The organism is Ruegeria sp. D1(2025), from assembly GCF_056536425.1.
In genome coordinates, this window is the sequence record NZ_JBQFPO010000007.1 from 96,688 (window position 1) to 118,731 (window position 22,044).

A 22,044-nucleotide genomic window follows, 5' to 3' on the forward strand; every position below is an offset into this window, starting at 1 on the left:
CACTGCGGTGAGACCGGTCAGATCTGATGGCTGACCTGCACTTTGGAGGAGTACACATGAAAACCACCCTGACCTCGCTCGCCGTTGCGGCCTCGCTTCTGGCCGCACCCGCCGTTCAGGCCGCTGACAAGATGTTGCTGAAAACCCCGATTGCGTTTTCCACGGCGCTTCCGGGCCTTGGCTCGCCGATCCCGCGCGTGGCCGAGCAACTGGACCTGATGTCCGGCGGCACTTTGAAAATGAAAGTTTATGAGCCGGGAAAGCTGGTTCCGCCGTTTGAAATTCTGGACGCCGTATCCTCGGGTAAGATCAATTCAGGCTACACCACGGCCGGGTACTGGGCTGGCAAAATCCCCGCCGCTCCGCTGTTCTCGGCCGTGCCTTTCGGCCCGGAAGCCGGCGAATACATGGCATGGCTTTACTATGGCAACGGGCTGAGCCTGTATCAGGAGATGTATGATCAGGCCGGATTCAACGTCCATGTCATCCCCTGCGCGATCATTGCGCCGGAAACCTCGGGCTGGTTCGCAAATGAAATCAACAGCCCCGAAGACCTGAATGGCCTGAAGATGCGCTTCTTCGGCCTGGGCGGTGAAGTCATGCAGAAGCTGGGCGTTGCCACGTCGTTGCTGCCTGGTGGTGAGATCTTCCCGGCGCTTGAAAAAGGCGCGATTGACGCGACTGAATTCTCGATGCCTGCCATCGATGCGCGTCTGGGGTTCCACAAACTGGTCAAGTACAACTACTTCCCCGGCTGGCACCAGCAGGCGACCGTGTTTGAACTGATGATCAACAAGGATGTGTGGAGCGAAGCCAGCGATCAGCACAAAGCGATCATCGAAAACGCATGTAAGGCTTCGATGGCGGATAGTTTTGCCGAAGGCGAGGCGATCCAGCACGCAGCGCTGATCGACAACGTCGAAAACAACGACGTGCAGATCAAACAGTGGAACGACGAGATGCTGGCCACCTTCCGCACCACCTGGGAAGAGGTTGCCGCCGAACAGGCCGCTAATGACGAATTCTTCAACAAGGTTCTGACCGATATGAACGAATTCCGGGATGGCTATGCCGTATGGAAAGAAAACGCGTTCCTCCCTCGCAAGTGACCTGAGCACTTGCGCCTCCCTGGGGGCGGCTTATTTCGCCGCCCCCACCTTTCCCGACTTTCGTCATTTCCAAACTGATACGGGCGTATTCCCGCCCCGAAGCCTGCATCTTTAGGAGGAGACCATGGCTGAGACCAAGCGGACACATCACGACCCGATCGAAATCTACGAGGACATTCTTGAACACGATGAGCCTGACCGTCAGAAACTGGCAGTCGCCGTTGACGATGTGGTCAAGACCGTGGGTCACGTGGTCATGTGGGCCAACCTGTTGCTTGTTGCCGCCATCGTTTCGCAGGTAGCCCTGCGCTATCTGCTGAACCAGAACTACCCGAAGCTGGATGAAATCCAGTGGCATTTTTACGGTCTGGTCACGATGATCGGCATCTCTTATGCGCTGGTCACGGACAGCCATGTGCGCGTGGACCTGCTGCACATGCAACTCAGCCAGCGTGCCCGCCGGATTATCGAGATCATCGGGATCTTCGCGCTGCTGGTGCCGTTCATCTGGCTGATGATCGATCACGGCTATGACTATTTCTATGAAAGCTGGCGTGTAAACGAGTCGTCGGACAGCCCGACTGGTCTGCCTGCGCGTTGGGCCTTGAAGGGCGTGATCCCGGCCAGTTTCATTCTGCTGGCTCTGGCAGCAGGCGCGCGGCTTATCCACGACATCCACGCTCTGTTCATGAATTTGGATGAAGAGCGTCAGGGCAAGGGCCTGCGTCTGATCATCTGGGCGCTCTTGGGCTTCGCCGTCGTGGCGACCGCGTTGACCTTCCTGGTTGAGACGACCGAGGAAAAGCTGGTCATCGCCATGTTCCTGACCTTCATCGCGCTGCTGTTCACCGGTTTCCCGGTGGCGTGGACGCTGGCTGGCGTCGGGGTCGCGTATTGCGGACTGGCCTATCTGTTCGACAACGGAATGATGAATTGGACAGGTCTGGAGGAAACTCTGACCGGACTGGATTATCTGACGCTGGGCGCCGTAGTAAACCGTGTCTACGCCACTATGTCGAACGCGGTTCTGGTGGCCTTGCCGATGTTCATTTTCATGGGCCTGATGCTGGACGAGTCTGGTGTGGCCGAGCGGCTGATGTCTTCGATGCAGCGCTTGTTCGGCACGGTAAGGGGTGGGCTGGCGATCACGGTGACGATGATTGGCATCATTCTTGCGGCCTCGACCGGGATTATCGGTGCCTCTGTAGTTTTGCTGGGCGTGCTGTCTCTGCCGTCGATGATGGAGCAGAAATACAGCCCCTCGCTGGCCGCCGGTGTGGTTAGCGCATCAGGCACGCTAGGTATCCTGATCCCGCCCTCGATCATGCTGGTGATCATGGCGGACCAGATGGCCCTGTCAGTTGGCGACCTGTTCATGGCCGCGGTGTTCCCCGGCGTGATCATCGGAGTGTTGTATCTGACTTATATCTTTGTGATCGCCCTGATCAAACGCGAAGTCGCTCCAGTGCCCGAAGGGGCGACCCGCCCGGATTGGGCGGCGGTCAAGGATGTGCTGATTGCTGTTCTGCCGACCCTTGCCCTGATCCTTGCTGTGCTGGGTTCGATCTTTGCGGGCCTGACCACACCGACCGAAGCCTCGGGTGTGGGCGCATTGGGCGCGACGCTGCTGGCGCTGGGATATCGCAAACTGACGCTGGCAAAACTGATCAATGTTCTGAAAGCAACGTTCAACACCACCGCTTATATCTTTGCGATCTTCCTGGGGGCGACGGTGTTTTCCTATGTCCTGCGGGAACTGGGTGGCGATGCACTGATCGAAGACATGATCCACGGCACGGGTCTTGGCCCCAACGGCACTGTCTTCATGATCCTGTTCATCGTTTTTCTTCTGGGCTTTGTTCTGGATTGGATCGAGATCACCCTGATCGTTCTGCCCCTGATGCGCCCCATTGTGAACGGGCTGGGTCTGGATATCGAAGGCTTTGGCGTCATCGACGAACCGGCGCTGGTATGGTTTGTGATCCTTGTCGCGGTCACGCTGCAAACCTCGTTCCTGACGCCGCCCGTGGGGTTTGCACTGTTCTACCTGAAAGGCGTGTGCCCGCATGAAATCAAGTTGACCGACATTTACAAAGGCATCGTTCCTTTTGTGATCCTGCAGTTGACCGGCCTGTTCTTCGTGTTCCTCTGGCCGCAACTGGCCACGTGGCTGCCTTCGGTGGCGTACTGAGGAGCGCCGGATGACCGATACCGATCTGATCAAGCGCTTTCAGGCCATTTGCGGGCGGCGTCATGTGCTGACAACCGCCCGCAGCACCCGCCGCTTTCGCTGGGGATTCAGATCGGGGGAAGGGGACGCGCTGGCGGTGGTGCGGCCCGCCACGTTGCTGGAACAATGGAAGGTGCTTGAGGCCTGTGTTGAGGCGGACAAAATAGTCATCATGCAGGCGGCCAACACCGGGCTGACCGAAGGCTCAACACCAAAGGGGCGGTATGACCGTGGTGTGGTACTGATCAACACCCGCCGGATGGACGGCCTGCATCTGATAAACGAAGGCAAACAGGTTATCAGTTTGCCTGGCTCGACCCTTTTCGCACTTGAAAAGCTGCTGGATCCCATCGGACGGCAACCGCATTCGGTGATCGGGTCGTCCTGTATCGGTGCGTCGGTTGTCGGGGGCGTGTGCAACAACTCGGGTGGGTCGCTGGTCGAACGTGGCCCATCCTATACCGAACTGTCGCTATACGCTCGTATTTCGCAGGACGGAACGCTGGAGTTGGTCAATCATCTTGGCATCCACCTGGGCGACACGGTCGAAGAGATCCTGACCCGTTTGCAACAGGGCGACTTCGGGTCAGGCGATACTGAAACCGACAACCGAAAAGCCTCGGACACAGACTATGCCCGGCGCGTGCGGAATGTCGACGCGGATACACCGGCGCGCTTCAATGCCGATAAATCGCGGCTCTACGAAGCGTCCGGTTGCGCCGGGAAATTGGCCGTCTTTGCAGTCCGGCTGGACACCTACCCGAAGAACGAAATTGAGCGCACGTTCTATGTTGGTGCAGAGGACACCGATGTTCTGACCGAACTGCGCCGCTGCATCCTGTCGACATTCAAGACCTTGCCGGTCAGCGCTGAATACATGCACGAGGAGGTTTTCGATATCTCGGACCGATACGGCAAGGATACCATGGTTATGATCGACAAGCTGGGAACGGACCGGCTGCCGACTTTCTTTGCCATCAAGGGTGCCGTTGATGCGCGACTTGAAGGTATTCCCGGTCTGACAAACTTCACCGACCGCTTCATGCAGTTCGCAATGCGATTCTGGCCGGATATCCTTCCGCAGCGGATGCGCGGGTTTCGCAAGCGATACCCGCACCACCTGATCCTGAAAATGCGCGACGGCGGTATCGACGAGGCCCGTGTTCTGCTCAGTGATATGGTGGGTAAGAACAAGCTGAACTATTTTGAGTGTGATCCGCGTGAAGCGAAAATCGCGGGTTTGCACCGTTTTGCAGCGGCTGGCGCCGCCATTCGTTACATGAAGGTACATGCGCATGAAGTTGAAGACATCATTGGGCTCGACATAGCGTTACGCCGCAATGACACTGACTGGTTCGAAGAATTGCCGCCGGAACTGGCAAAGCAACTTGTGGGCAAGCTTTATTATGGTCACTTCATGTGCCACGTTCTGCACCAGGACTATATTGTGAAGAAAGGTGCTGATCCCAATGCGATCAAAGCCGAGATGCTTAAGATCCTCGACCGCCGCGGCGCCGAATACCCGGCCGAGCACAATGTTGGCCATCTGTACCCCGCCAAACCCGATCTGGCTGATTTTTACAAATCTGTGGATCCCACGAACAGCATGAATCCGGGGATCGGCAGGATGTCCAGGAACAAGCACTATTCCTGATCCAGTTTCCAATGCTCTGCACACAGAGGCCCTTAAATGTTTCGGGTATCAGCCTCTCTGTGCTGTGACGCCTGTCAAACCAGGCCCTGAGCGTTTCTGGACAACTCGACTTCAATCTCGGGTTTCGGTTTTCAAAGAGATTTAGGTCCTAATGTGTTCTTTGGTCCGCTGGAGGAACTGACGTGAATTGCCGGTTCACAAGGCATGGAAACAGTGAGCATCCGGGGAAATGTCGGCGCAACAGAGGCAATGGACGTCGTTCTGACGTTTAGGCAAGTTAGACAAACCCATCACTATTCACTTGTTGAGACATTGAACTTTAGAGAGGAAACTGAAGTGGTACGATAATTGTTCGTGATTAAAGTCCTCCTCGTCGCGGTGGTTGGCCTCGGACTGATGCCCGATCTGTAAGACGCACAATATGGTCTTACACTTGTCAATTTCGGGGCGGTACAGAAGGTGCGCGGAAGCTGTCGCTGCCCCTGATGGTGGTGCTGGTCCTGATGACCATGTCGCTGACAAAGCGGCTGAAAGAAGACAATCCGACCGACGGACTGGAAGGCCGCAAAGACGTGCGTATTCCCATCTCGCTAACCAAACCAACGCCGGGAGAGTAACCCGTGTCACAACGTATTGCTTCGCCTTTCGGCACCGTCATATTGTCGGAAAACCACCACAAAAACGTGCTGGAACGGATGTTTGGCGAGGGCATGCCCGAAGGGCTGCCACGCAATTCACGGGTCCCGGCAGTGGGTGTCTATGAGACTAAAGATGCCTTTATCCTGCTGCTATACCCGAGTTCTGGGTGCCGGGAAGAAGCTGTTTGGATGCATAATAATATCGAAATGGTGCATCCCCTTTTGCACGTCAAATGATACATCCCGACCGGCCTTGCGTAGTAGCGCAGCAAAATCCCGGCTTTGCCGGAAAAATTCACGTGTATCACGTTCGGCGACTGTGACGCGGGTGCGAACATCCGCTGGTGGCAGGTGATGGATCGGTGACAGGCTGAGGATATCGTCGTCGGTCAACTGCAGGGGGTTGTTGACCGATGTCTGCGCGATCGGCTCCAGATCATAGATGCCGCTGATCAGAACCAGGTCTCGGATCACCAAACCCGCCTGCTTCAGGTCTTCGCCAAAGCGGTACAGTGCCATTGCTGCCAAATGCGCCCCGGCACTGTGGCCGGACAAAGTGATCCGGCCGGGGTCAAACCCCAGTTTCTCGGCCCGTTCTGCAAGCCACAACAGCGCCCGGCCGCATTCCGTGATCATCTCGTCCAGACGCGCTTTGGGGGCCAGTGTATAATTCAGCGTAGCAAAGGCCTGACCCGCGCGAACCAGCGGCTTCGCGACCAAAGCTGACTCACGCTGGCTGAGCGCCTGCCAATACCCGCCGTGGATGAAAACGTGCAGCGGCGCGTTGGCTTCGCTTGCGGGAAAGAAATCCAAAACATTGGACTCGAGGTCCCCATATTTCTGGTATTCCAGCACTTCCAGCTCGACACGTGCGGCTGCACTCATATCCGCATAGGCCGCCAGATAATGAGAGATATCTCCGCCAACCATGACACTTGGCGAGTATTGTCTTTCCAGCTCGTCCGGGGAAAACCCGTGATAGGTCACTTCTTTTCTCCGCCCGCATAGAAAAGCTCGGAACGCATGTCGTACAAGTCGTGGAAGAACTTGAGCTCCAGCGCCTTTTTCAGGAAGGCGACACCGCTGGACCCGCCTGTGCCCGGTTGCATTCCGATGACCCGCTCAACGGCTGTTGCGTGGTCAAAGCGCCATCTTTGGAACAGTGTTTCCACATCCATCAGCTTTTCAGCCAGGGCATATAAGTCCCAATACTTGTCTTTGTTCCTGTAAACTTCGACCCAGATTTTCACAATGCGCGGATCACCCGCATATGGCTGGGAAAAATCACGTTCGACAAGGTCCTGCGGAACATCGAAGCCCTGACGCGCCAGCATCATGATGACCTCGTCGTACAAAGACGGCTTGGTCAACGCGGCGTTCAGCTCCTCCATGACCTCGGGGTCGTGTTCATGAACCTTAAGCGTCGAGGTGTCCTTGTTGCCCAGAATGAACTCGATCTGGCGATAGCCATAGCTTTGGAATCCCGATGAACTTCCCAGCGCATCGCGGAACGTCATGTAGTCTGCCGGGGTCATGGTCAGCAGCGTTTCCCAGGCCGCAATCAGCTGACGCTGGATTGCCTTGATCCGATCAATGTTCTTGAGAGCGGGACCAAAGGCGTCCTGGCGCAGAAAACGTCGGACTTCCACAAGTTGGTGATGCATCAGTTTCAGCCAAAGCTCGCTGACTTGGTGAATGATCACAAACAACAGCTCATCCGGTTCCGCAGGGTCCTGAAAAGTCTTCTGAATGCTCAGCAGGGTCTTGAGTTCCAGAAAGTCTCCATAGCTGCTGCGGTGCTTGGTTGCGAAATCGGTAACCAGAGTGTCCTCGATGCCGCGCTTCAAAAGCCGCTGGTCCTTTTCGTCACTTACCATTTTTGATCTCCTGAAAGCGGCGTTAACGCTATGCGTTTTCTATTCTTAACCTCTCTATGCCGACTTGGGCTGTGAGGCTACCGCGACATGCAGGCTCCGTTGCCTAATTGACGTGATTGGGCCGCGTCATTACGACCTATACGGGACGGTCCAATCCGAAGCCTAAATGAAACAGGAACCCGAACGTGGGTTAGGCCTGAATTTTGCGGTGCCACTTCAAAGTTGGGAGTCGGCTGGCGAGCGTGGACGACCTCGAAATTGAGGCTCCATGTCAAACGTTTAACCTGAGGTATCGGCGCGCCAGTTTTCTGGTGTTTTCCACAAATCGGCTGTTCCGATCTTCTGAGCCATCTTCGTGCAACCGGGTCGAAACCCAGCCTACATAAGTTGCCGATCTCACTGCCAGAAACAGATCAAGATGGTCCGTGTCAATCGGACGCTGTGATCGGTATCCGGCCAAAAGCGCAGCTTGCAGTCGATCATAATCGGGTTCCGCGAGGTTTTTGATCATACTGGTGGCGATGTCAAAAAGGCGAAAACCGAAACCGGAATCGTCAAAATCGATCAATGAGACCTGGCCATTCGCAATCATTACGTTCTCACGGACCAGATCCGCATGGATCAAGCCATAGTCCAGTTCCGATTCAATGCGTTTCAAATCCCGCTCTGCCGTTTCACGGAAGCGCATGAACAGCGCTCGATCTTCCTCGCCAAGCGTCGGGTTTTCCCAGAACGGGCCCCAAACGGGTTCCTGACCGACCAATCCCGGTCGGTCCCAGGACCAGCGCGAAAACCCTGCAGGGCGCTCCCACTCGTCGCTGATGGAGTGCAGGCGGGCCATTTCCCGGCCCAAGGAATGGAAAAGGCCGATGCGGTCTTCGTGGTCGATCCCGGTTGTTGTCGACCCCAGTGGCCGCCCCGGCAACCAGGTCAGAACATCGATTTGCATGTGCTCAATGACCTCGAGAAAGTTGCCCCGGGTGCTGGCAATGGGTTCAGGTACCCCGACATGTTCTGCGGCCAACACACCCATCCATTCCAGTTCCGACCACAGTTCGGCATCTGTGCGATAGCCGGGACGATGCAATCGCAGCGCAAAGCTGCGCCCATCCAGCTGTACCTGATAAACGTGGTTTTCGCGGGCCGCTGCCAACGTGCAAACTGCGTCTTGAAACCCCCAAAGCGCCAGTGCCTTTTCTGCCGCGTCTATCATGAGCAAATCGGTGTTTCGGCCAGAACGTCGTCCAGCGTGTCAAACAGCAAGTCGGCATTCTCGACAGAGAAGGGCATCGGAGGGCGGATTTTCAGAGTGTTCTTGTGACGCCCCAGCTTTGAATGAATGATCCCACGCTGCCGCATTTCGTTGATCACCCGGTCCGTGAAGGCGCTGGCCGGGTCTTTGCTGTCCCGATCCAGCACCATTTCCGCTCCGAAGATCAGGCCCGAGCCGCGCACGTCGCCGATGAAATTATACTTCCGGGCCAAAGCCCCCATGCGCGATCGGGCGTGTTTCCCGACCGTTCTGGCATTTTCCAGCAATTGCTTGTCTTCGATCTCTTCCAGCACGGCCATGGCCGCTGCGCACGAGACCGGGTTGCCGCCAAATGTATTGAAATAGCGATAGCCCTTGCGGAATTTGGTCAGTATTTCGGTGCGTGTGACGACACCACCCACCGGGTGACCATTGGCCATCGGCTTGCCAAGTGTCATGATATCCGGCACCGCGCCCATTTTCTGATGCGCCCACATATGGGTGCCGGTGCGGCCAAAACCGGATTGTACCTCGTCGCAAATCAGTAGCCCGCCGGCCTTGCGGACAATATCGGCGGCGGGTTCCAGCCAGCCATCGGGATGGTCCGGGAACCCTTCGTTCAGGAAATACGGGCAGACAATCAGGGCCGCAAACCCAAGACCGGACTTCTCATGTTCGGCGATTTGTTCGGCCACCGCATCCGCGAACCTGGTGCCGTCCGGGTCCGGGTTGCGAAAGCTGTCGGGCGCTTCGACAAAGCGGAAATACTGGCCCAGTCCAAAACCCACGGCAGGGGTGTTCGATTTGCTCAACTGACTGACCAGTGAGGTGTTGCCGTGATAGGTCGCATCGGTAGCGATGATGCCGCGCCTGCCAGTCATGCCCTCGGCCATGCGCAGGGCGATGTCATTGGCTTCGGATCCGGTACAGGTCAGGATCGCCGTGTCCAGCGAGACATCCATTGTTCCGGTCAGCCTTTCTACATAATCAAGAATACCGCCATGCAGGTATCGCGTGTGCGTATTGAGCGTGCTTGCCTGTCGGCAGATCGCCTCGACCACGCGCGGGTTGCAGTGGCCCACATGTGGAACGTTGTTGTAGCAATCCAGGTATCTGCGCCCTTCGGCGTCCCACAGCCAGACGCCTTCGCCTTTCACGAAATGAATAGGCTCGTCATAAAAGGTCGAGACGTTGGGACCCAGCAGCCTGGTTCTGCGTTCGATCAGTTCTGCGGATTGTTCAGACAACATTTCAGAGCTTTATCCAGGCTGTTTTCAAGTCCACATATTTTTCAAGAGCGTGCAGTGATTTGTCGTGCCCGTTGCCCGATTGACGTACCCCCCCCAGCGGCACCGTCAGATCGGAACCGCCATAAGTGTTCACATGCACGACACCCGCCCGCACGCCTGCCACCATGCGGTGCGCCCGGCTGAGGTTTGACGTCCATACGCCTCCAGCAAGCCCGTATACAGTGGCATTGGCCAGGCGGATCGCTTCTTCCTCGTCCTTGAAGGGTGTCACCGCAAGAACCGGGCCGAATACCTCGTTCTGAAACAGGTTATCGGTCTCTTTCACACCCGCCATCACCGTCGGCGCCATATAGTAGCCGCCGGATTCGGTCAGGATACGGTAACCGCCGGTGCGGCGTACGGCACCTTCAGCTTCGGCCCTGGTGACGAAGTCCAGATTGGCTTCCAGCTCGGGCAGGCTGTGAACGGCGCCGATCTGGCTGTTCAGATCCAGCGGATCACCCACGCGGAAACTCTCGGCGTGGCGCGAGATTTCGGCCACAAAGTCTTCATAGATGTCTTCCTGCACCAGCAGGCGAGACCCCGCAACGCAGACCTGTCCCGAGTTGCGGAAGATACCCGCTGCCGAAACCTTCGCGGCCTCGGCCAGATCGGGGGCATCGTTGAAGACGATGTTGGCGGATTTTCCGCCAAGTTCCAGATAGCAGCGTTTCAGGTTCGAGCGTGCGGAATATTCCAGCAGACGGCGGCCTGTTGCACCTGATCCTGTGAACACCATGATGTCCACGTCCATCGAAAGCGCCAGCGCCTCGCCCACGACTGATCCGTGCCCCGTAACAACGTTGAACACGCCGTCCGGAACGCCTGCCGCAGCCGCAAGTTCGGCGATTTTCAACAGGCTGAGAGAGGCGCTCTCTGCCGGTTTCAGAACAATGGAATTGCCCGCAGCCAGAGCAGGTGCGATCTTCCAGCTTCCGATCATCAGCGGAAAGTTCCAAGGCACAATTGCACCCACGACACCCACCGGAGCGTGGTGGATCAGTCCCAGTACGTCATGTCCGGTCGGGGCGACCTGACCGTAAACCTTGTCTATCGCCTCGGCATAATAGCGAAAGGTGCCGGCGGCGGAGAGCGCCTCGGCCTTATAAGCCATGTTGATCTCGGTTCCGTTATCACGCACACCCAGAACGGCGATCTCGAGTGCGTGGCTTTCGATAAGATCGGCCAGCTTCAGCAGCACTTTCTTGCGGCCGGCAGGCGACATACGGGACCAGCGGCCATCTTCGAACGCCAGGCGCGCGGCGTGCACCGCCGTGTCAACGTCCGATAGCGTTCCCTCGGCAATGAGTGCCAGGGGCTGACCGTCGATGGGCGACAACACTTCCTGCCGCGCGCCGTTCTCTGCGGCCTGATAGGCACCATTGATGAAATGACCACGAGGGGAGATTTCCTGCGCGCGCAGCGCATCAATCGAGGACTGGTCCATGAGGGTTATCCTTGCTGTGTCGAGTCTTCGTCGCCAATCGGCTGCGGTTTGATCCGTTCCTTGTGTTCCTTCACCAGCGTGCGGATATGCAGCAGAATGATGCCCAGGATCATGATGAACAGGATCGCTGCGATTGGCCTGTCAATGAAATCGAGCGGCGTTTTGACCCGCGCCATGGCGCTGCGCAGCTTGACCTCCATGATGCCGCCCAGAACCATGCCCAGAATGATCGGCACGATCGGCAGGTTCAGACGTTTGAGGATCAGACCAAACACTCCGAACCCTGCCGCAATGGCGCAGTCGGTGACCGAATTGCGCAGGCTGAACACCCCGACAAAAGACAAGGTCAGGATCATGATGCCCAGGAACCGGGTCGGGATCTGAATTATCTTCAGCAGCAGATTTGTCGAAAACAACAGAAAGACCAGAACGATCACGTTCAGCAGGATCAGCGACATGTACAGTGCCAGAACGAAATCCATCTGCTCGGCAAACAGTTGCGGCCCGGGGACCACGTTGTGGACATAAAAGACCGACAGCATCATCGCCGTCAGCGCCTCACCCGGGATACCCAACGCCAGCAAGGGAATCATTGCGGCACCCGGTACCGCGTTGTTCGCAGCCTCAGAGGCAACCAGACCTTCGGGAGAGCCATTGCCGAAAGCCTCCGGAGTCTTCGAGCTTTTCTGCGCATAGGTGTAGGACAGGAATTGCGAAGTGAATTCGCCGGTTCCGGGAATCATGCCCATCAGGACACCTAACGAAGACGACACCGTCGCGATGCGCTTGATGCCCAACAGTTCTTTGAGTCCGGCGAAGATGTTGCCGCGAACATGCGCCTCACCGGGCGCGTGTTCCTTGTCGACCAGAAGCAATAGCGCCTGGCTGATGGCAAACAAACCCAGCACAACGACAATAAGGTCGATCCCCGAAGACAACCAGCTTTGGTCAAACGTAAAACGCTTTGTGTATTTGACGGGCTCCAGCCCGACCGTGTTCAGGAAGATGCCGAAGAAGGCCAGCATTGCCGCCGAAAATGTCTGGCCACGATGGGCCAGGATCACCAGAAGGATGCCCAGAAACGCGGCCAGAAAGATCTCGCGGCTGCCGAAATGCGGGGCGACCCATGCCAGAACCGGGGACAGGGTGATCAGGCAGAGGATCGAGAAGATGCCGCCAAAGAACGACGCGGAATAAGCCAGCGACAGCGCGCGATGGCCCTCGCCCCGCTTTGTCATTGGATAACCGTCATAGGTTGTTAGCGCATTCACTGCCGTGCCCGGCGTGTTGATCAGAATTGCAGGGATTGCGCCGCCGTACATCGATGAGCCGTAGATACCCAGCAGCAGGGTCAGACCAACAATAGGCTCGAAGGCGAACGTAGCAGGCAGCAGAATGGCGATGGCGACAGCCGCCCCGACGCCGGGCAGTGCGCCGATGATGACTCCGCCAACAGACCCGATGAGCAGTGCGATCAAAACCTGCCATTGGGCCAGAATTGCAAAGCCGGAAATCAGATTGTCCATAGCGGCCTCACAGATAGGTCAGGGCAAAGACGCGGACGGAGTCCGGAAGGAACTCGTAAACCCGACCTGCCGGGATATTCACCTGAAGAAATGCTCTGAAAAGAATGGCGACGATGGCGCCGAACAGCAGTGAAATCCCGATTGCGCCGGACGTTCGAAAACCGGTGCGCGCGGCTAGAAAAGCGGCGAACAACATGGTCGAGGGCAAGTACCCCAGCCACGGCACAGCCACCACGTAGATCAGGAAATAGACAACATATTCAAGAGACATGAGCCAGAAAGTAAGCTCTCTCCAGCGTCCGGGAATACGGGGGGAAACGGCTGAGCCGATCAGATGCAGGGCGCTGAAAATCACCATGCCCCATATGGCGATGGTCGGCCACAGCGATGGCTGCGCAAACCATTTGGTGCGCTTTACCAACTTTGTCTCGGTGCCCAATTGGCTGAGCAGGAACAACGAGAAGGCAAGGAAAAAGACGGCATAGATGATGTCGCCAGGTCGGCGATACCTTCTGAACATGTCCTGAAGCGTTTTTGCAATCATCATGTCCCTCCCCGACATGCAACAAGGCGCGGGCTTTCCACCCGCGCCCTGTTAGGTGCTTATTCGCCTAGAATCTCTTCGATTTTCGCGAACGACGCTTTGTCCTGTTCGATCTGCGCATTTGACGCGTCAGGGTCCTGCCAATAGATCAACGCACCGGTTTCTTCAGCCAGCTTTTTGGCCTTGTCGGATTCCAACGCCTTTTGCGCGGCGGCAGTGATCTTTTCACGGGCATCTGCCGGAGTATCCTTGTGCACGAACAATCCGTTCCACAACGCAAGCGGCAGGTCCGGGTTCATTTCGACAACCGTTGGTGTGTCCGGTACAAGCGAAATTCGCTCGCCACCGATGCTGGCCAGAATGTTCACATTGTCGAGGCAGGGTAGCACGAGTTGCAGCGTGGTATTAATGACGTCCACGTCACCTGACGCCAATGTGTTGCAGTCCAGCGCGTCGAAAGCCGCTTCGCTTGCAAAGTCGAAGCCGCTGTTGACCGCAGCCGCAAACGTAACCTGCGTGGGCGGCAGGACCGAGCCGAAATGGCCAAGCGCCACATCGTTTTCCTTGCCATATGCAACAAGTTCGTCCCAATTCGAGAATGGCGCATCTTTGCTGGATGCGATCACGAACGGATAGGTCAGGAAAATTCCGATAGGGTCGAATGGATTTGGGTTCAGCTCCGGGATTCCGATCTCGGGCCCGATGACAGGAACGCCAATAACGAAGGATCCGATGGTGTAGCCATCTGCCGGAGCCGTTGCGACCTCAACCGCGCCGGGGAAGGGGCCGCCTCCGCCGCCAGGCTTGTTCACAACCGCGGCCGGAACGCCGTACATGGCCTGGAATTCATCTGCGATCATCCGGGTTAACACGTCTTCCAGATCGCCCGGAGGCCACGGAACCACAAAGGTCACCGGCTTTTCCGGGTATTCAGCAAGTGCTGCTGTTGCAGAGGCTGCAAAAACAGCAGCGGTTAGAAATTTTTTCATTGACGCCTCCCTAGCTTGGTTCATTATTTGAACCGAAGTAACAACAATAATGTTGCTTTGTTAAATGCTTTCTGTCAAGTATTACGTGCGAAGGAGAGAAAAGCGCATGGGCACCGCTCTTAATGCTTTGAAATTGCTCGAGTTGTTTTCAAGTGCTCAGCCGGAGATCGGTCTGAGCAACCTTGCCCGGCTGTCCGGTATGAACAAGGCAACGACTCTGCGCCACCTTCGCGCATTGGAAGAGTTTGGCCTGATCGAACAAAACCCGCACTCCAAGTCCTATGCGATCGGACCGGCTGTGGTGCGTCTTGCCGCGCTGCGGGAAATCGCAAATCCGGGGCTTGAAGGCGCGCGCGCAAGGATGCAGTCCGCCATGCAGGTAATCGGCGAAAGCATGCACCTTTCGCTGCTGCAACAAGGCAAATTGCAAACCGCTCTGGCGCTGGAAACCACACGGTACACCGTGCGGGTCAGCCTTGATCCGGCGGAAATTCTGCCGATCAATGCAACGGCTTCCGGACTGTGCCTGCTGAGTTTTGGCCCCACTCACCTGCTTGAAGATCTGGATGCTCAAGCCTTGACGTCCTACACAGCGGAAACCCTGGTGTCCCCTGACCTGATACGTGAACGGGTTTCTGAGATCAGGCGCAAGGGCTGGTCAAACAGCGCAGGCGGGTTTGAAGCAGGCGTTTATGGATACGCCGCGCCTGTCTTTGGAATTGATCAGGTGGCGATAGGCACAATCGCAATAGCGGTGCCTGAAATTCGTGCAAACGGCGATCACCTGCCTTTGATCCTGACGACATTGCATTCCCTTTCGCTCGAACTGACTGCGAATTTCGGTGGTCAGTTTCCGCGAAACTTCCCAACCGCGTTCCAGCCCTGACCGATGGGCGGACAAGATCATCGGAGACCCGTGATATGAAAGACTCCAATTTCCTGAAGGAAAACAACGCGCGCCATTTCTGGCACCCGATGGCACATCCTGCCGACAGTCAAAACAATCCGCCCACCATCCTGACCGGAGGGGAAGGGGTCAGCATCATCGATATAGACGGCCACAAGGCCATCGACGCGGTTGGCGGGTTGTGGAACGTCAATCTGGGTTATTCCTGTGATCCGGTTAAGCAGGCCATTACCGATCAGTTGAATGCGCTGCCGTATTACTCGACCTTCCGGGGCACCAGCAACGACAAGGCGATTGAGCTGTCCTATGAGTTGGCGCAGTTTTTCGAGCCTGATGGTCTGACCCGAGCTTTTTTCACTTCGGGCGGATCTGATTCAGTCGAGATCGCACTGAAGCTTGCGCGACAGTATCACAAAGTGCGGGGCGAGGCCGGCCGGACAAAGTTCATCAGCCTCAAGCAAGGATACCACGGCACCCATTTCGCGGCCGCCTCGGTCAATGGCAACCAGAAGTTTCGCGCGGCTTACGAGCCGATGATGCCAGGCTGTTTCCACGTGCCTGCGCCGTGGACCTACCGCAATCCGTTCGACGAAACAGACCCCGAGCGTCTGGCGCAACTTTGCGTCAAGGCGCTGGAGGCCGAGATCGCGTTTCAGGGGGCTAATACCGTCGCCGCATTCATCATGGAGCCGGTTCTGGGCGCAGGCGGCGTGATCCCACCACACAAAAGCTTCATGCCGATGGTGCGCGAGGTCTGTTCGAAAAACGGTATTCTTCTTATATCGGACGAGATCATCACTGCTTTTGGTCGTACCGGCAGCGAAAGCGGCGCGCGGCATTGGGGTGTGCAGCCCGACATCATGACGACAGCCAAGGCGATCACCAACGGTTATTTCCCATTCGGTGCGGCAATGATTTCGGGCGCGGTCGCCGGGGTTTTTGAAAGCGACACCACAGGTATGGCGTCAGTCGATCAGGGCTATACCTATTCCGGCCATCCGGTCGGCGCAGCGGCTGCGCTGGCGGCTCTGTCTGAAATCAATCGTCTGCGTGTTTGGGAAAACGCCTCGGCCCGCGGTGAAGAACTTTTTACCGGATTGAAAAAACTGGCTGAAAAACACGACGCAATCGGAGATGTGCGCGGGGGCGAGGGCCTGATGTGTGCGCTGGAACTGGTATCTGATCGTGCAACCAAGGCGCCGATTGCCAAGCATCTGCCCTTGCAGGTGCAGAAGGCGGCATACGAAGATGGCGTGATGGTCCGTGTGTCGGGCAACAACATCATTCTGTCGCCACCGCTGGTCATTACGTCCGATGATGTGGCCAAGATCCTGTCGGCACTGGATACCGGTCTGTCGACGCTGTAGATGCGTGGCTGGCCCCGTCCGGTTTGGCCGGGATCAGACCTTGACGGCCTGCAACTCCTCAAGCAGGTCCAGAAGGTCGTCCAGCTTGTCCTGACCCATCTGTTCTTCAATGCGATCATAGATTGCAAGTGATGTCGGAAGATTCTCGGTCAGGATTCGACGGCCTGCATCCGTGATCTTCACCATCGACCGGCGCTTGTCCTGACTGTCCTGGCGACGTGTAATCTGTCCGTCTGCTTCCATGGCGCGCAGAATGCGGGTGAGGCTGGGCAACAGAAGACAGGCCTCTTTCGAGATGGCGCTTTGTTCCATTTCACCAAATTCGTCCAGAACGCGAAGAATGCGCCACTTCTGTTCTGTAAGCTGAATGTTGTTCAACATGTCCCGAATGGGCGCCATGACTGTTTCGCGGGCACGCAGCAGCGCAATCGGAAGCGCGCGGGAAGTGCTTTTGGTGTGGCTTTGTGTGGTCATGCCGTTTTCTAGAGCGCTGCTTCCGGAATTGCAAAGATTAACAAGTCAAGTTCTTGACACGTGGTGGCGAAAATACTAAACATGTTTACCAATTAAGGGAAAGGGAACCATGCCGCATTTCCACATCGATTACTCTGGCAACCTTGAAGACTGGGTCGATATGGATGGTTTGTGCGAGTGTGTGCGCGCAACGGCTGCCGCAATTGACACGTTTCCGGTGGCAGGTATTCGCGTACGCGCCACGCGGGTCGATCACTATTCTATTGCCGACGGGAACCCGGCGCATGGTTTTGTCGATATTTCGATCCGACTGCGCGCCGGTCGCCCCGAAGACGTCAAGCAGGACGCAACGCAGCGCATATTCGAAGCGGTAAGGGCGTATCTTGAACCGGCCCTTTCGAAGCACTCCATCGCTCTGTCGGTTGAGATGCGTGACATCGATCCGGACCTTTCGCCCAAGACCGGCACTATCAGAGAGCATCTGGGCCGGGACCAATTGGCTGCAACCCAGCAGGAGACCTGAACCATGAGCGCCTTGGACACCAATATCGAAAAATTGGCGGGGTTTCTGGCCCGGTTCAAAGAGGCAGGCATCAAGAACCGCATTGCGGGCGAAGATCGCGACGGGGCGGCGGGGGCGTTTCAATCCACTTCGCCAGTGGACAAGTCCGTGATCTGCGATGTGGCCCATGGGACGGCGGATGACATCGATGCGGCGGCCAACGCAGCCCATTCAACATTCGCCGCGTGGCGCGATATGCCCGCCACCGAACGCCGCCGTATCCTGCTGAACGTGGCCGACGCGATCGAGGCGCGTGCCGAGGAAATTGCCCTGTGTGAGTGCTGGGACACCGGTCAAACCCTGCGTTTCATGTCCAAGGCGGCGCTGCGCGGTGCCGAGAACTTCCGTTATTTCGCTGATCAGGTGGTGCAGGCAAGGGACGGACAGCATCTTAAGTCACCGACCTTGATGAACATCACCACCCGCGTTCCAATTGGCCCGGTTGGCGTCATTACTCCGTGGAACACGCCGTTCATGCTGTCGACCTGGAAGATCGCACCGGCACTGGCAGCGGGTTGTACCGTCGTTCACAAACCGGCCGAAGATTCACCGCTGTCGGCGCGTTTACTGGTCGAAATCGCGGAAGAGGCCGGTCTGCCCAAGGGTGTTCTGAACACCGTGAACGGGTTTGGTCCGGATGCCGGTAAGGCGTTGACCGAACATCCGCTGATCAAGGCCATTGCTTTTGTCGGAGAAAGCCGCACCGGCAGCATAATCACAAAGCAGGGCGCGGATACACTCAAGCGAATGCATCTGGAACTGGGCGGTAAGAACCCGGTGATAGTCTTCGATGACGCCGACCTGGACCGCGCGCTGGATGCCGTGATTTTCATGATCTACTCGATCAATGGGGAACGTTGCACATCGTCTTCGCGTTTGCTGGTACAAGACACCATCAAAACCGAGTTCGAAGCCAAGCTGGTAGAACGCGTGAACAACATCAAGGTTGGTCACCCGTTGGACCCGGCGACCGAGATCGGCCCGCTGGTAACGGAAGAGCACTACAATAAAGTCACCTCGTATTTCGACATCGCCAAAGACGATGGCGCGACTATCGCAGCCGGCGGCGTCAAAGTGGGGGACGAAGGGTATTTCGTGCGGCCAACCTTGTTTACAAATGCCAACAACCAGATGCGCATCGCGCGCGAGGAAATATTTGGTCCGGTTCTGACGTCCATCCCATTCTCGACCGAAGAAGAGGCGCTACAGATCGCAAATGACACGCCTTACGGCCTTACCGGTTACGTCTGGACCAACGACCTGACGCGTGCCCTGCGGTTCACGGACAAACTGGAAGCAGGGATGATCTGGGTGAACTCGGAAAATGTGCGCCACCTGCCCACACCATTCGGCGGCGTCAAGGCGTCGGGAATCGGCCGGGACGGCGGCGACTGGAGTTTTGAATTCTACATGGAACAAAAACATGTTGGTTTTGCCACCGGTCAGCACAAGATCATGCAACTTGGAAAATAATATCGTGCAACCTGATCCCTTGGCAGGGGTTGGCTGACTATAGTTGAATCAGGAATTGCGCATCACTGGTCCATCAAACGCTCGGACCATAGGACATTCTGGCTGTCAGGCCTTACGTCACGATCATAAGGAGTAACCGTCATGGGAAAGATAGTACAGGCCGCGAAAATCACGCATGTGCCCAGCATCTGGATGTCCCACACGATGCCGAAATACAAAGGCATCCGGCAACCTGCCATAGACGGATATGCGCGCCTGCGACAGGATGCAATTGACCGCAAGGTGGATACGTTTGTTGTGTTCGACACCCACTGGATCACCAATCAGGGTTTCCATCTGAACACAAAAGAACACCACAAAGGCCGTTTCATCAGCCACGAGTTGCCGCACATGCTGGCGGACATGGAGTTTGACTATCGCGGGGATCACGAATTGGGGGAAACCATCCTTGACGTCTTGCGTGAGCGGGGGGAGAGGGCCCTTGGCCATTCACATCCCGATATGGGCATGGAATACGGCACCCTTTTGCCCATGCATTTCATCAATGACGGTGTAAATGCGCGGGTGCTACCCGTCGCGGTCAACCAGTTCTCGTCGATTGCCGAAAACCGTGTCTGGGGCGAGGCCATCGCCGAAGGTATCCGCCGTTCCGACCGCAATGTGTCAATTCTTGCATCGGGTTCACTGAGCCATGACTTTACGCCCAACGAACGCTCGGTCGAGGGTCTGAACGCCGTGAATGGCGAGTTCAATCGTCAGATGGATATGCGTGTACTGGAGCTTTGGGAACAGGGTCGGTTTGAAGAGTTTTTGGAAATGCTTCCCGACTACGCCAGGAAATGCACGGGTGAGTGCGCGATGAACGACACCGCATTGCTGTTCGGCGCGCTGGGTTGGGGCAGCTACAAGGGCCAGATCGATGTTTACACACCGTATTTCGGAAGCTCCGGCACGGGGCAGGCCAACATCAGCTTCTCGGTCTGAGGTCGGGACGCGGGTTCGTATGGTATGTTTTCTCTGCATGAGTGGCAGCAAGGCCGCCGAGGAGACCTGATGCGCTTTTTAACTTACACCGCCAAGGACGAAACCTTTTTCGGTGCCATTACCAAGGACGGCGCAATTGCGCTGAATGGCGAATTTCCAAACCACAGCAGCCTGTACGAGGTTATCGCCGCCGGAGCGTTCGAGCAACTGGTCGAAAAAGCGAACGGCAAACCCGTAACTCACGAAGATTTCACCTATGAAATGGTGATGCCCGACGCCTGCCGTATCCTCTGTGTCGGCGTGAACTTCCCGGACCGCAACGCGGAATACCAGGATGGCAGCGCGCAACCGAAATACATGTCTTTGTTCCCGCGTTTTGCCAGCGGTTTTACGGGACATGACCGCCCTCTGATCCGCCCGCCGGAAAACCACACGCTGGATTACGAAGGCGAGGTGGCCATCGTGATTGGCAAGGCGGGCCGCAGGATTTCACAAGACGACGCATATGATCACATCGCGGCACTCACGCTTTGCAATGAGGGTACGATCCGCGATTGGGTGCGCCACGCCAAGTTCAACGTCACACAGGGCAAGAACTGGGACAGAACCGGCGCGATCGGCCCTTGGCTGGTGCCTTTCACCGACGCGGCCCAGTTGGACGACGCCCGCATTCAGACGCATGTCAACGGCGAGTTGCGTCAGGACGATAAGTTGAGTCGGATGATGTTCCCGATCCGGCGCGAGATCGAGTACATCTCGACCTTCATGACGCTACAGCCCGGCGATATCATCGTCACCGGGACGCCAACCGGCGCAGGTGCACGGTTTGACCCGCCGAAATACCTGGCCCCCGGCGATGTGGTCGAGGTTTCTGTCGACGGCATCGGCACACTGCGCAACACCGTCGAGGATGAACAGGTATGACCCCTGAAGATTACGCTCGCGCGGCCGCCGATCTGTTGCGGGCCGAGCAGACGCGCGAACAGATCGGTCTGCTGACACTGCGGCATCCCGACATGGGAATGGACGATGCCTATGCGGTGCAGAACGCCATCCATCGCGCCAAACTGGCCGAAGGGCGCAAGGTGATTGGCTGGAAGATCGGGCTGACCTCTAAGGCGATGCAATACGCGCTGAATATCGACATTCCCGACAGTGGCATCCTGTTCGATGACATGGCCTTTGAAAATGGTGGCACAGTGCCTGCGGGCCGTTTCATCCAGCCTCGGATCGAGGCCGAGATCGCCTTTGTCATGAAAACCGCCTTGGCTGGGGAGCATGTCACCCGCGCGGATGTCATCGCTGCGACTGATTATGTCGCGCCGTCCATCGAAATCCTCGATACTCGCATTCAGCGGGTAGATCCGAAGACCGGCAAGGCACGCACCGTGTTTGACACGATCAGCGACAACGCCGCCAATGCCGGCATCGTACTGGGTGCAGAACGCCACGCCATTGACACTTTCGATCTGCGCTGGGTCGGCGCACTGACATTCCGCAATGGCGAGATCGAAGAAACCGGCCTGGGTGCAGGTGTTCTGAATGATCCTGTCGAAAGCGTTGTCTGGCTTGCCCGGCGCATGGCACAATTTGGCCAGAGCATCGAGCCGGGCCAGTTGATCCTGTCGGGTAGCTTCATTCGCCCTGTCGAATGTCCTTCGGGCACCGAAATCCACGCCGATTTCGGCTCGTTCGGCTCGGTCGACATACAATTCGCTTAAA

Annotated in this window: 20 protein-coding genes; 11 read left to right on the forward strand and 9 right to left on the reverse strand. The window is 56.9% G+C overall.

The features are described from left to right. The first annotated feature begins 56 nt into the window (after positions 1-56). The 4 genes from ACR1XU_RS16245 to ACR1XU_RS16260 all read left to right on the forward strand — a co-directional run bounded on the left by ACR1XU_RS16245 (position 57) and on the right by ACR1XU_RS16260 (position 5,610). Positions 57-1,109: a TRAP transporter substrate-binding protein gene (locus ACR1XU_RS16245; protein WP_170611325.1), complete on the forward strand. Its 1,053-nt coding sequence runs from the start codon at positions 57-59 to the stop codon at positions 1,107-1,109. Positions 1,110-1,233: 124 nt separating this feature from the next. Beyond that, positions 1,234-3,300 carry a TRAP transporter large permease subunit gene (locus tag ACR1XU_RS16250; RefSeq protein WP_480907804.1) on the forward strand — a complete coding sequence of 689 codons (2,067 nt, stop codon included), beginning with the start codon at positions 1,234-1,236 and terminating at the stop codon, positions 3,298-3,300. 10 nt (positions 3,301-3,310) lie between these two features. Further along, complete coding sequence (gene dld, locus ACR1XU_RS16255; protein ID WP_480907806.1) at positions 3,311-4,993, forward strand: D-lactate dehydrogenase; 1,683 nt, start codon at positions 3,311-3,313, stop codon at positions 4,991-4,993. 485 nt (positions 4,994-5,478) lie between these two features. After that, a complete protein-coding gene (locus tag ACR1XU_RS16260) occupies positions 5,479-5,610 on the forward strand; it encodes a hypothetical protein (RefSeq protein WP_480907808.1) in 132 nt (43 codons plus the stop codon). Between the two features lie 171 nt (positions 5,611-5,781). Here ACR1XU_RS16260 and ACR1XU_RS16265 read toward each other — a convergent pair whose 3' ends face one another. From ACR1XU_RS16265 to ACR1XU_RS16300, 8 genes are all read right to left on the reverse strand, one after another. Continuing rightward, positions 5,782-6,618, reverse strand: coding sequence for an alpha/beta hydrolase (locus tag ACR1XU_RS16265; protein WP_480907810.1), 837 nt, complete (start codon positions 6,616-6,618; stop codon positions 5,782-5,784). Next, positions 6,615-7,508, reverse strand: coding sequence for a tryptophan 2,3-dioxygenase (locus ACR1XU_RS16270; protein ID WP_480907812.1), 894 nt, complete (start codon positions 7,506-7,508; stop codon positions 6,615-6,617). Before ACR1XU_RS16270 ends, ACR1XU_RS16265 begins: the two co-directional genes overlap by 4 nt. A gap of 271 nt (positions 7,509-7,779) precedes the next feature. After that, on the reverse strand, positions 7,780-8,721 hold the full coding sequence (locus ACR1XU_RS16275) for a phosphotransferase enzyme family protein (protein WP_480907813.1): 942 nt from the start codon (positions 8,719-8,721) through the stop codon (positions 7,780-7,782). Beyond that, positions 8,718-10,010, reverse strand: a complete 1,293-nt coding sequence (locus tag ACR1XU_RS16280; RefSeq protein WP_480907815.1) for an aspartate aminotransferase family protein — start codon at positions 10,008-10,010, stop codon at positions 8,718-8,720. The genes ACR1XU_RS16275 and ACR1XU_RS16280 overlap by 4 nt, the downstream gene beginning before the upstream one ends. Position 10,011: 1 nt before the next feature. Further along, the gene (locus ACR1XU_RS16285; protein ID WP_480907817.1) at positions 10,012-11,496 is read right to left on the reverse strand and encodes an aldehyde dehydrogenase; all 1,485 of its coding nucleotides are present in this window, start codon (positions 11,494-11,496) and stop codon (positions 10,012-10,014) included. A gap of 5 nt (positions 11,497-11,501) precedes the next feature. Continuing rightward, positions 11,502-13,022, reverse strand: a complete 1,521-nt coding sequence (locus ACR1XU_RS16290) for a tripartite tricarboxylate transporter permease (RefSeq protein ID WP_480907819.1) — start codon at positions 13,020-13,022, stop codon at positions 11,502-11,504. Positions 13,023-13,029: 7 nt separating this feature from the next. Further along, positions 13,030-13,569, reverse strand: coding sequence for a tripartite tricarboxylate transporter TctB family protein (locus ACR1XU_RS16295; RefSeq protein ID WP_480907821.1), 540 nt, complete (start codon positions 13,567-13,569; stop codon positions 13,030-13,032). 56 nt (positions 13,570-13,625) lie between these two features. Next, the gene (locus ACR1XU_RS16300; RefSeq protein WP_480907822.1) at positions 13,626-14,555 is read right to left on the reverse strand and encodes a tripartite tricarboxylate transporter substrate binding protein; all 930 of its coding nucleotides are present in this window, start codon (positions 14,553-14,555) and stop codon (positions 13,626-13,628) included. Positions 14,556-14,661: 106 nt separating this feature from the next. On the opposite strand from ACR1XU_RS16300, the gene ACR1XU_RS16305 reads away from it, so the two are divergent. Both ACR1XU_RS16305 and ACR1XU_RS16310 read left to right on the forward strand, forming a co-directional pair. After that, entirely contained in the window at positions 14,662-15,441 is a 780-nt protein-coding gene (locus ACR1XU_RS16305; protein ID WP_170807574.1) for an IclR family transcriptional regulator, read from the forward strand. 35 nt (positions 15,442-15,476) lie between these two features. Next, positions 15,477-16,829, forward strand: a complete 1,353-nt coding sequence (locus ACR1XU_RS16310) for an aminotransferase class III-fold pyridoxal phosphate-dependent enzyme (RefSeq protein ID WP_480907824.1) — start codon at positions 15,477-15,479, stop codon at positions 16,827-16,829. Between the two features lie 33 nt (positions 16,830-16,862). Here ACR1XU_RS16310 and hpaR read toward each other — a convergent pair whose 3' ends face one another. Beyond that, a complete protein-coding gene (gene hpaR, locus ACR1XU_RS16315; protein ID WP_170807576.1) occupies positions 16,863-17,303 on the reverse strand; it encodes a homoprotocatechuate degradation operon regulator HpaR in 441 nt (146 codons plus the stop codon). Positions 17,304-17,412: 109 nt separating this feature from the next. Here hpaR and ACR1XU_RS16320 point away from each other — a divergent pair, with 109 nt between their 5' ends. The 5 genes from ACR1XU_RS16320 to hpaH all read left to right on the forward strand — a co-directional run bounded on the left by ACR1XU_RS16320 (position 17,413) and on the right by hpaH (position 22,043). After that, positions 17,413-17,826: a 5-carboxymethyl-2-hydroxymuconate Delta-isomerase gene (locus ACR1XU_RS16320; RefSeq protein WP_170619387.1), complete on the forward strand. Its 414-nt coding sequence runs from the start codon at positions 17,413-17,415 to the stop codon at positions 17,824-17,826. A 3-nt stretch (positions 17,827-17,829) separates the two neighbouring features. Continuing rightward, positions 17,830-19,338: a 5-carboxymethyl-2-hydroxymuconate semialdehyde dehydrogenase gene (hpaE, locus tag ACR1XU_RS16325; protein WP_480907826.1), complete on the forward strand. Its 1,509-nt coding sequence runs from the start codon at positions 17,830-17,832 to the stop codon at positions 19,336-19,338. Positions 19,339-19,479: 141 nt separating this feature from the next. Further along, positions 19,480-20,322 carry a 3,4-dihydroxyphenylacetate 2,3-dioxygenase gene (gene hpaD / locus ACR1XU_RS16330; RefSeq protein ID WP_170807578.1) on the forward strand — a complete coding sequence of 281 codons (843 nt, stop codon included), beginning with the start codon at positions 19,480-19,482 and terminating at the stop codon, positions 20,320-20,322. A 69-nt stretch (positions 20,323-20,391) separates the two neighbouring features. Then, on the forward strand, positions 20,392-21,246 hold the full coding sequence (locus ACR1XU_RS16335) for a fumarylacetoacetate hydrolase family protein (RefSeq protein ID WP_170807579.1): 855 nt from the start codon (positions 20,392-20,394) through the stop codon (positions 21,244-21,246). Then, positions 21,243-22,043, forward strand: coding sequence for a 2-oxo-hept-4-ene-1,7-dioate hydratase (gene hpaH / locus ACR1XU_RS16340; protein WP_480907829.1), 801 nt, complete (start codon positions 21,243-21,245; stop codon positions 22,041-22,043). The genes ACR1XU_RS16335 and hpaH overlap by 4 nt, the downstream gene beginning before the upstream one ends. Position 22,044 lies beyond the last annotated feature (1 nt).

Excerpts from the sequence above, each read along its gene's own strand:
- ACR1XU_RS16245 (WP_170611325.1), top strand. The coding sequence starts at position 57 with ATGAAAACCACCCTGACCTCGCTCGCCGTTGCGGCCTCGCTTCTGGCC.
- ACR1XU_RS16250 (WP_480907804.1), top strand. The coding sequence starts at position 1,234 with ATGGCTGAGACCAAGCGGACACATCACGACCCGATCGAAATCTACGAG.
- dld (WP_480907806.1), top strand. The coding sequence starts at position 3,311 with ATGACCGATACCGATCTGATCAAGCGCTTTCAGGCCATTTGCGGGCGG.
- ACR1XU_RS16260 (WP_480907808.1), top strand. The coding sequence starts at position 5,479 with ATGGTGGTGCTGGTCCTGATGACCATGTCGCTGACAAAGCGGCTGAAA.
- ACR1XU_RS16270 (WP_480907812.1), bottom strand. The coding sequence starts at position 7,508 with ATGGTAAGTGACGAAAAGGACCAGCGGCTTTTGAAGCGCGGCATCGAG.
- ACR1XU_RS16275 (WP_480907813.1), bottom strand. The coding sequence starts at position 8,721 with ATGATAGACGCGGCAGAAAAGGCACTGGCGCTTTGGGGGTTTCAAGAC.
- ACR1XU_RS16280 (WP_480907815.1), bottom strand. The coding sequence starts at position 10,010 with ATGTTGTCTGAACAATCCGCAGAACTGATCGAACGCAGAACCAGGCTG.
- ACR1XU_RS16285 (WP_480907817.1), bottom strand. The coding sequence starts at position 11,496 with ATGGACCAGTCCTCGATTGATGCGCTGCGCGCGCAGGAAATCTCCCCT.
- ACR1XU_RS16290 (WP_480907819.1), bottom strand. The coding sequence starts at position 13,022 with ATGGACAATCTGATTTCCGGCTTTGCAATTCTGGCCCAATGGCAGGTT.
- ACR1XU_RS16295 (WP_480907821.1), bottom strand. The coding sequence starts at position 13,569 with ATGATGATTGCAAAAACGCTTCAGGACATGTTCAGAAGGTATCGCCGA.
- ACR1XU_RS16300 (WP_480907822.1), bottom strand. The coding sequence starts at position 14,555 with ATGAAAAAATTTCTAACCGCTGCTGTTTTTGCAGCCTCTGCAACAGCA.
- ACR1XU_RS16305 (WP_170807574.1), top strand. The coding sequence starts at position 14,662 with ATGGGCACCGCTCTTAATGCTTTGAAATTGCTCGAGTTGTTTTCAAGT.
- ACR1XU_RS16310 (WP_480907824.1), top strand. The coding sequence starts at position 15,477 with ATGAAAGACTCCAATTTCCTGAAGGAAAACAACGCGCGCCATTTCTGG.
- hpaR (WP_170807576.1), bottom strand. The coding sequence starts at position 17,303 with ATGACCACACAAAGCCACACCAAAAGCACTTCCCGCGCGCTTCCGATT.
- ACR1XU_RS16320 (WP_170619387.1), top strand. The coding sequence starts at position 17,413 with ATGCCGCATTTCCACATCGATTACTCTGGCAACCTTGAAGACTGGGTC.
- hpaE (WP_480907826.1), top strand. The coding sequence starts at position 17,830 with ATGAGCGCCTTGGACACCAATATCGAAAAATTGGCGGGGTTTCTGGCC.
- hpaD (WP_170807578.1), top strand. The coding sequence starts at position 19,480 with ATGGGAAAGATAGTACAGGCCGCGAAAATCACGCATGTGCCCAGCATC.
- ACR1XU_RS16335 (WP_170807579.1), top strand. The coding sequence starts at position 20,392 with ATGCGCTTTTTAACTTACACCGCCAAGGACGAAACCTTTTTCGGTGCC.
- hpaH (WP_480907829.1), top strand. The coding sequence starts at position 21,243 with ATGACCCCTGAAGATTACGCTCGCGCGGCCGCCGATCTGTTGCGGGCC.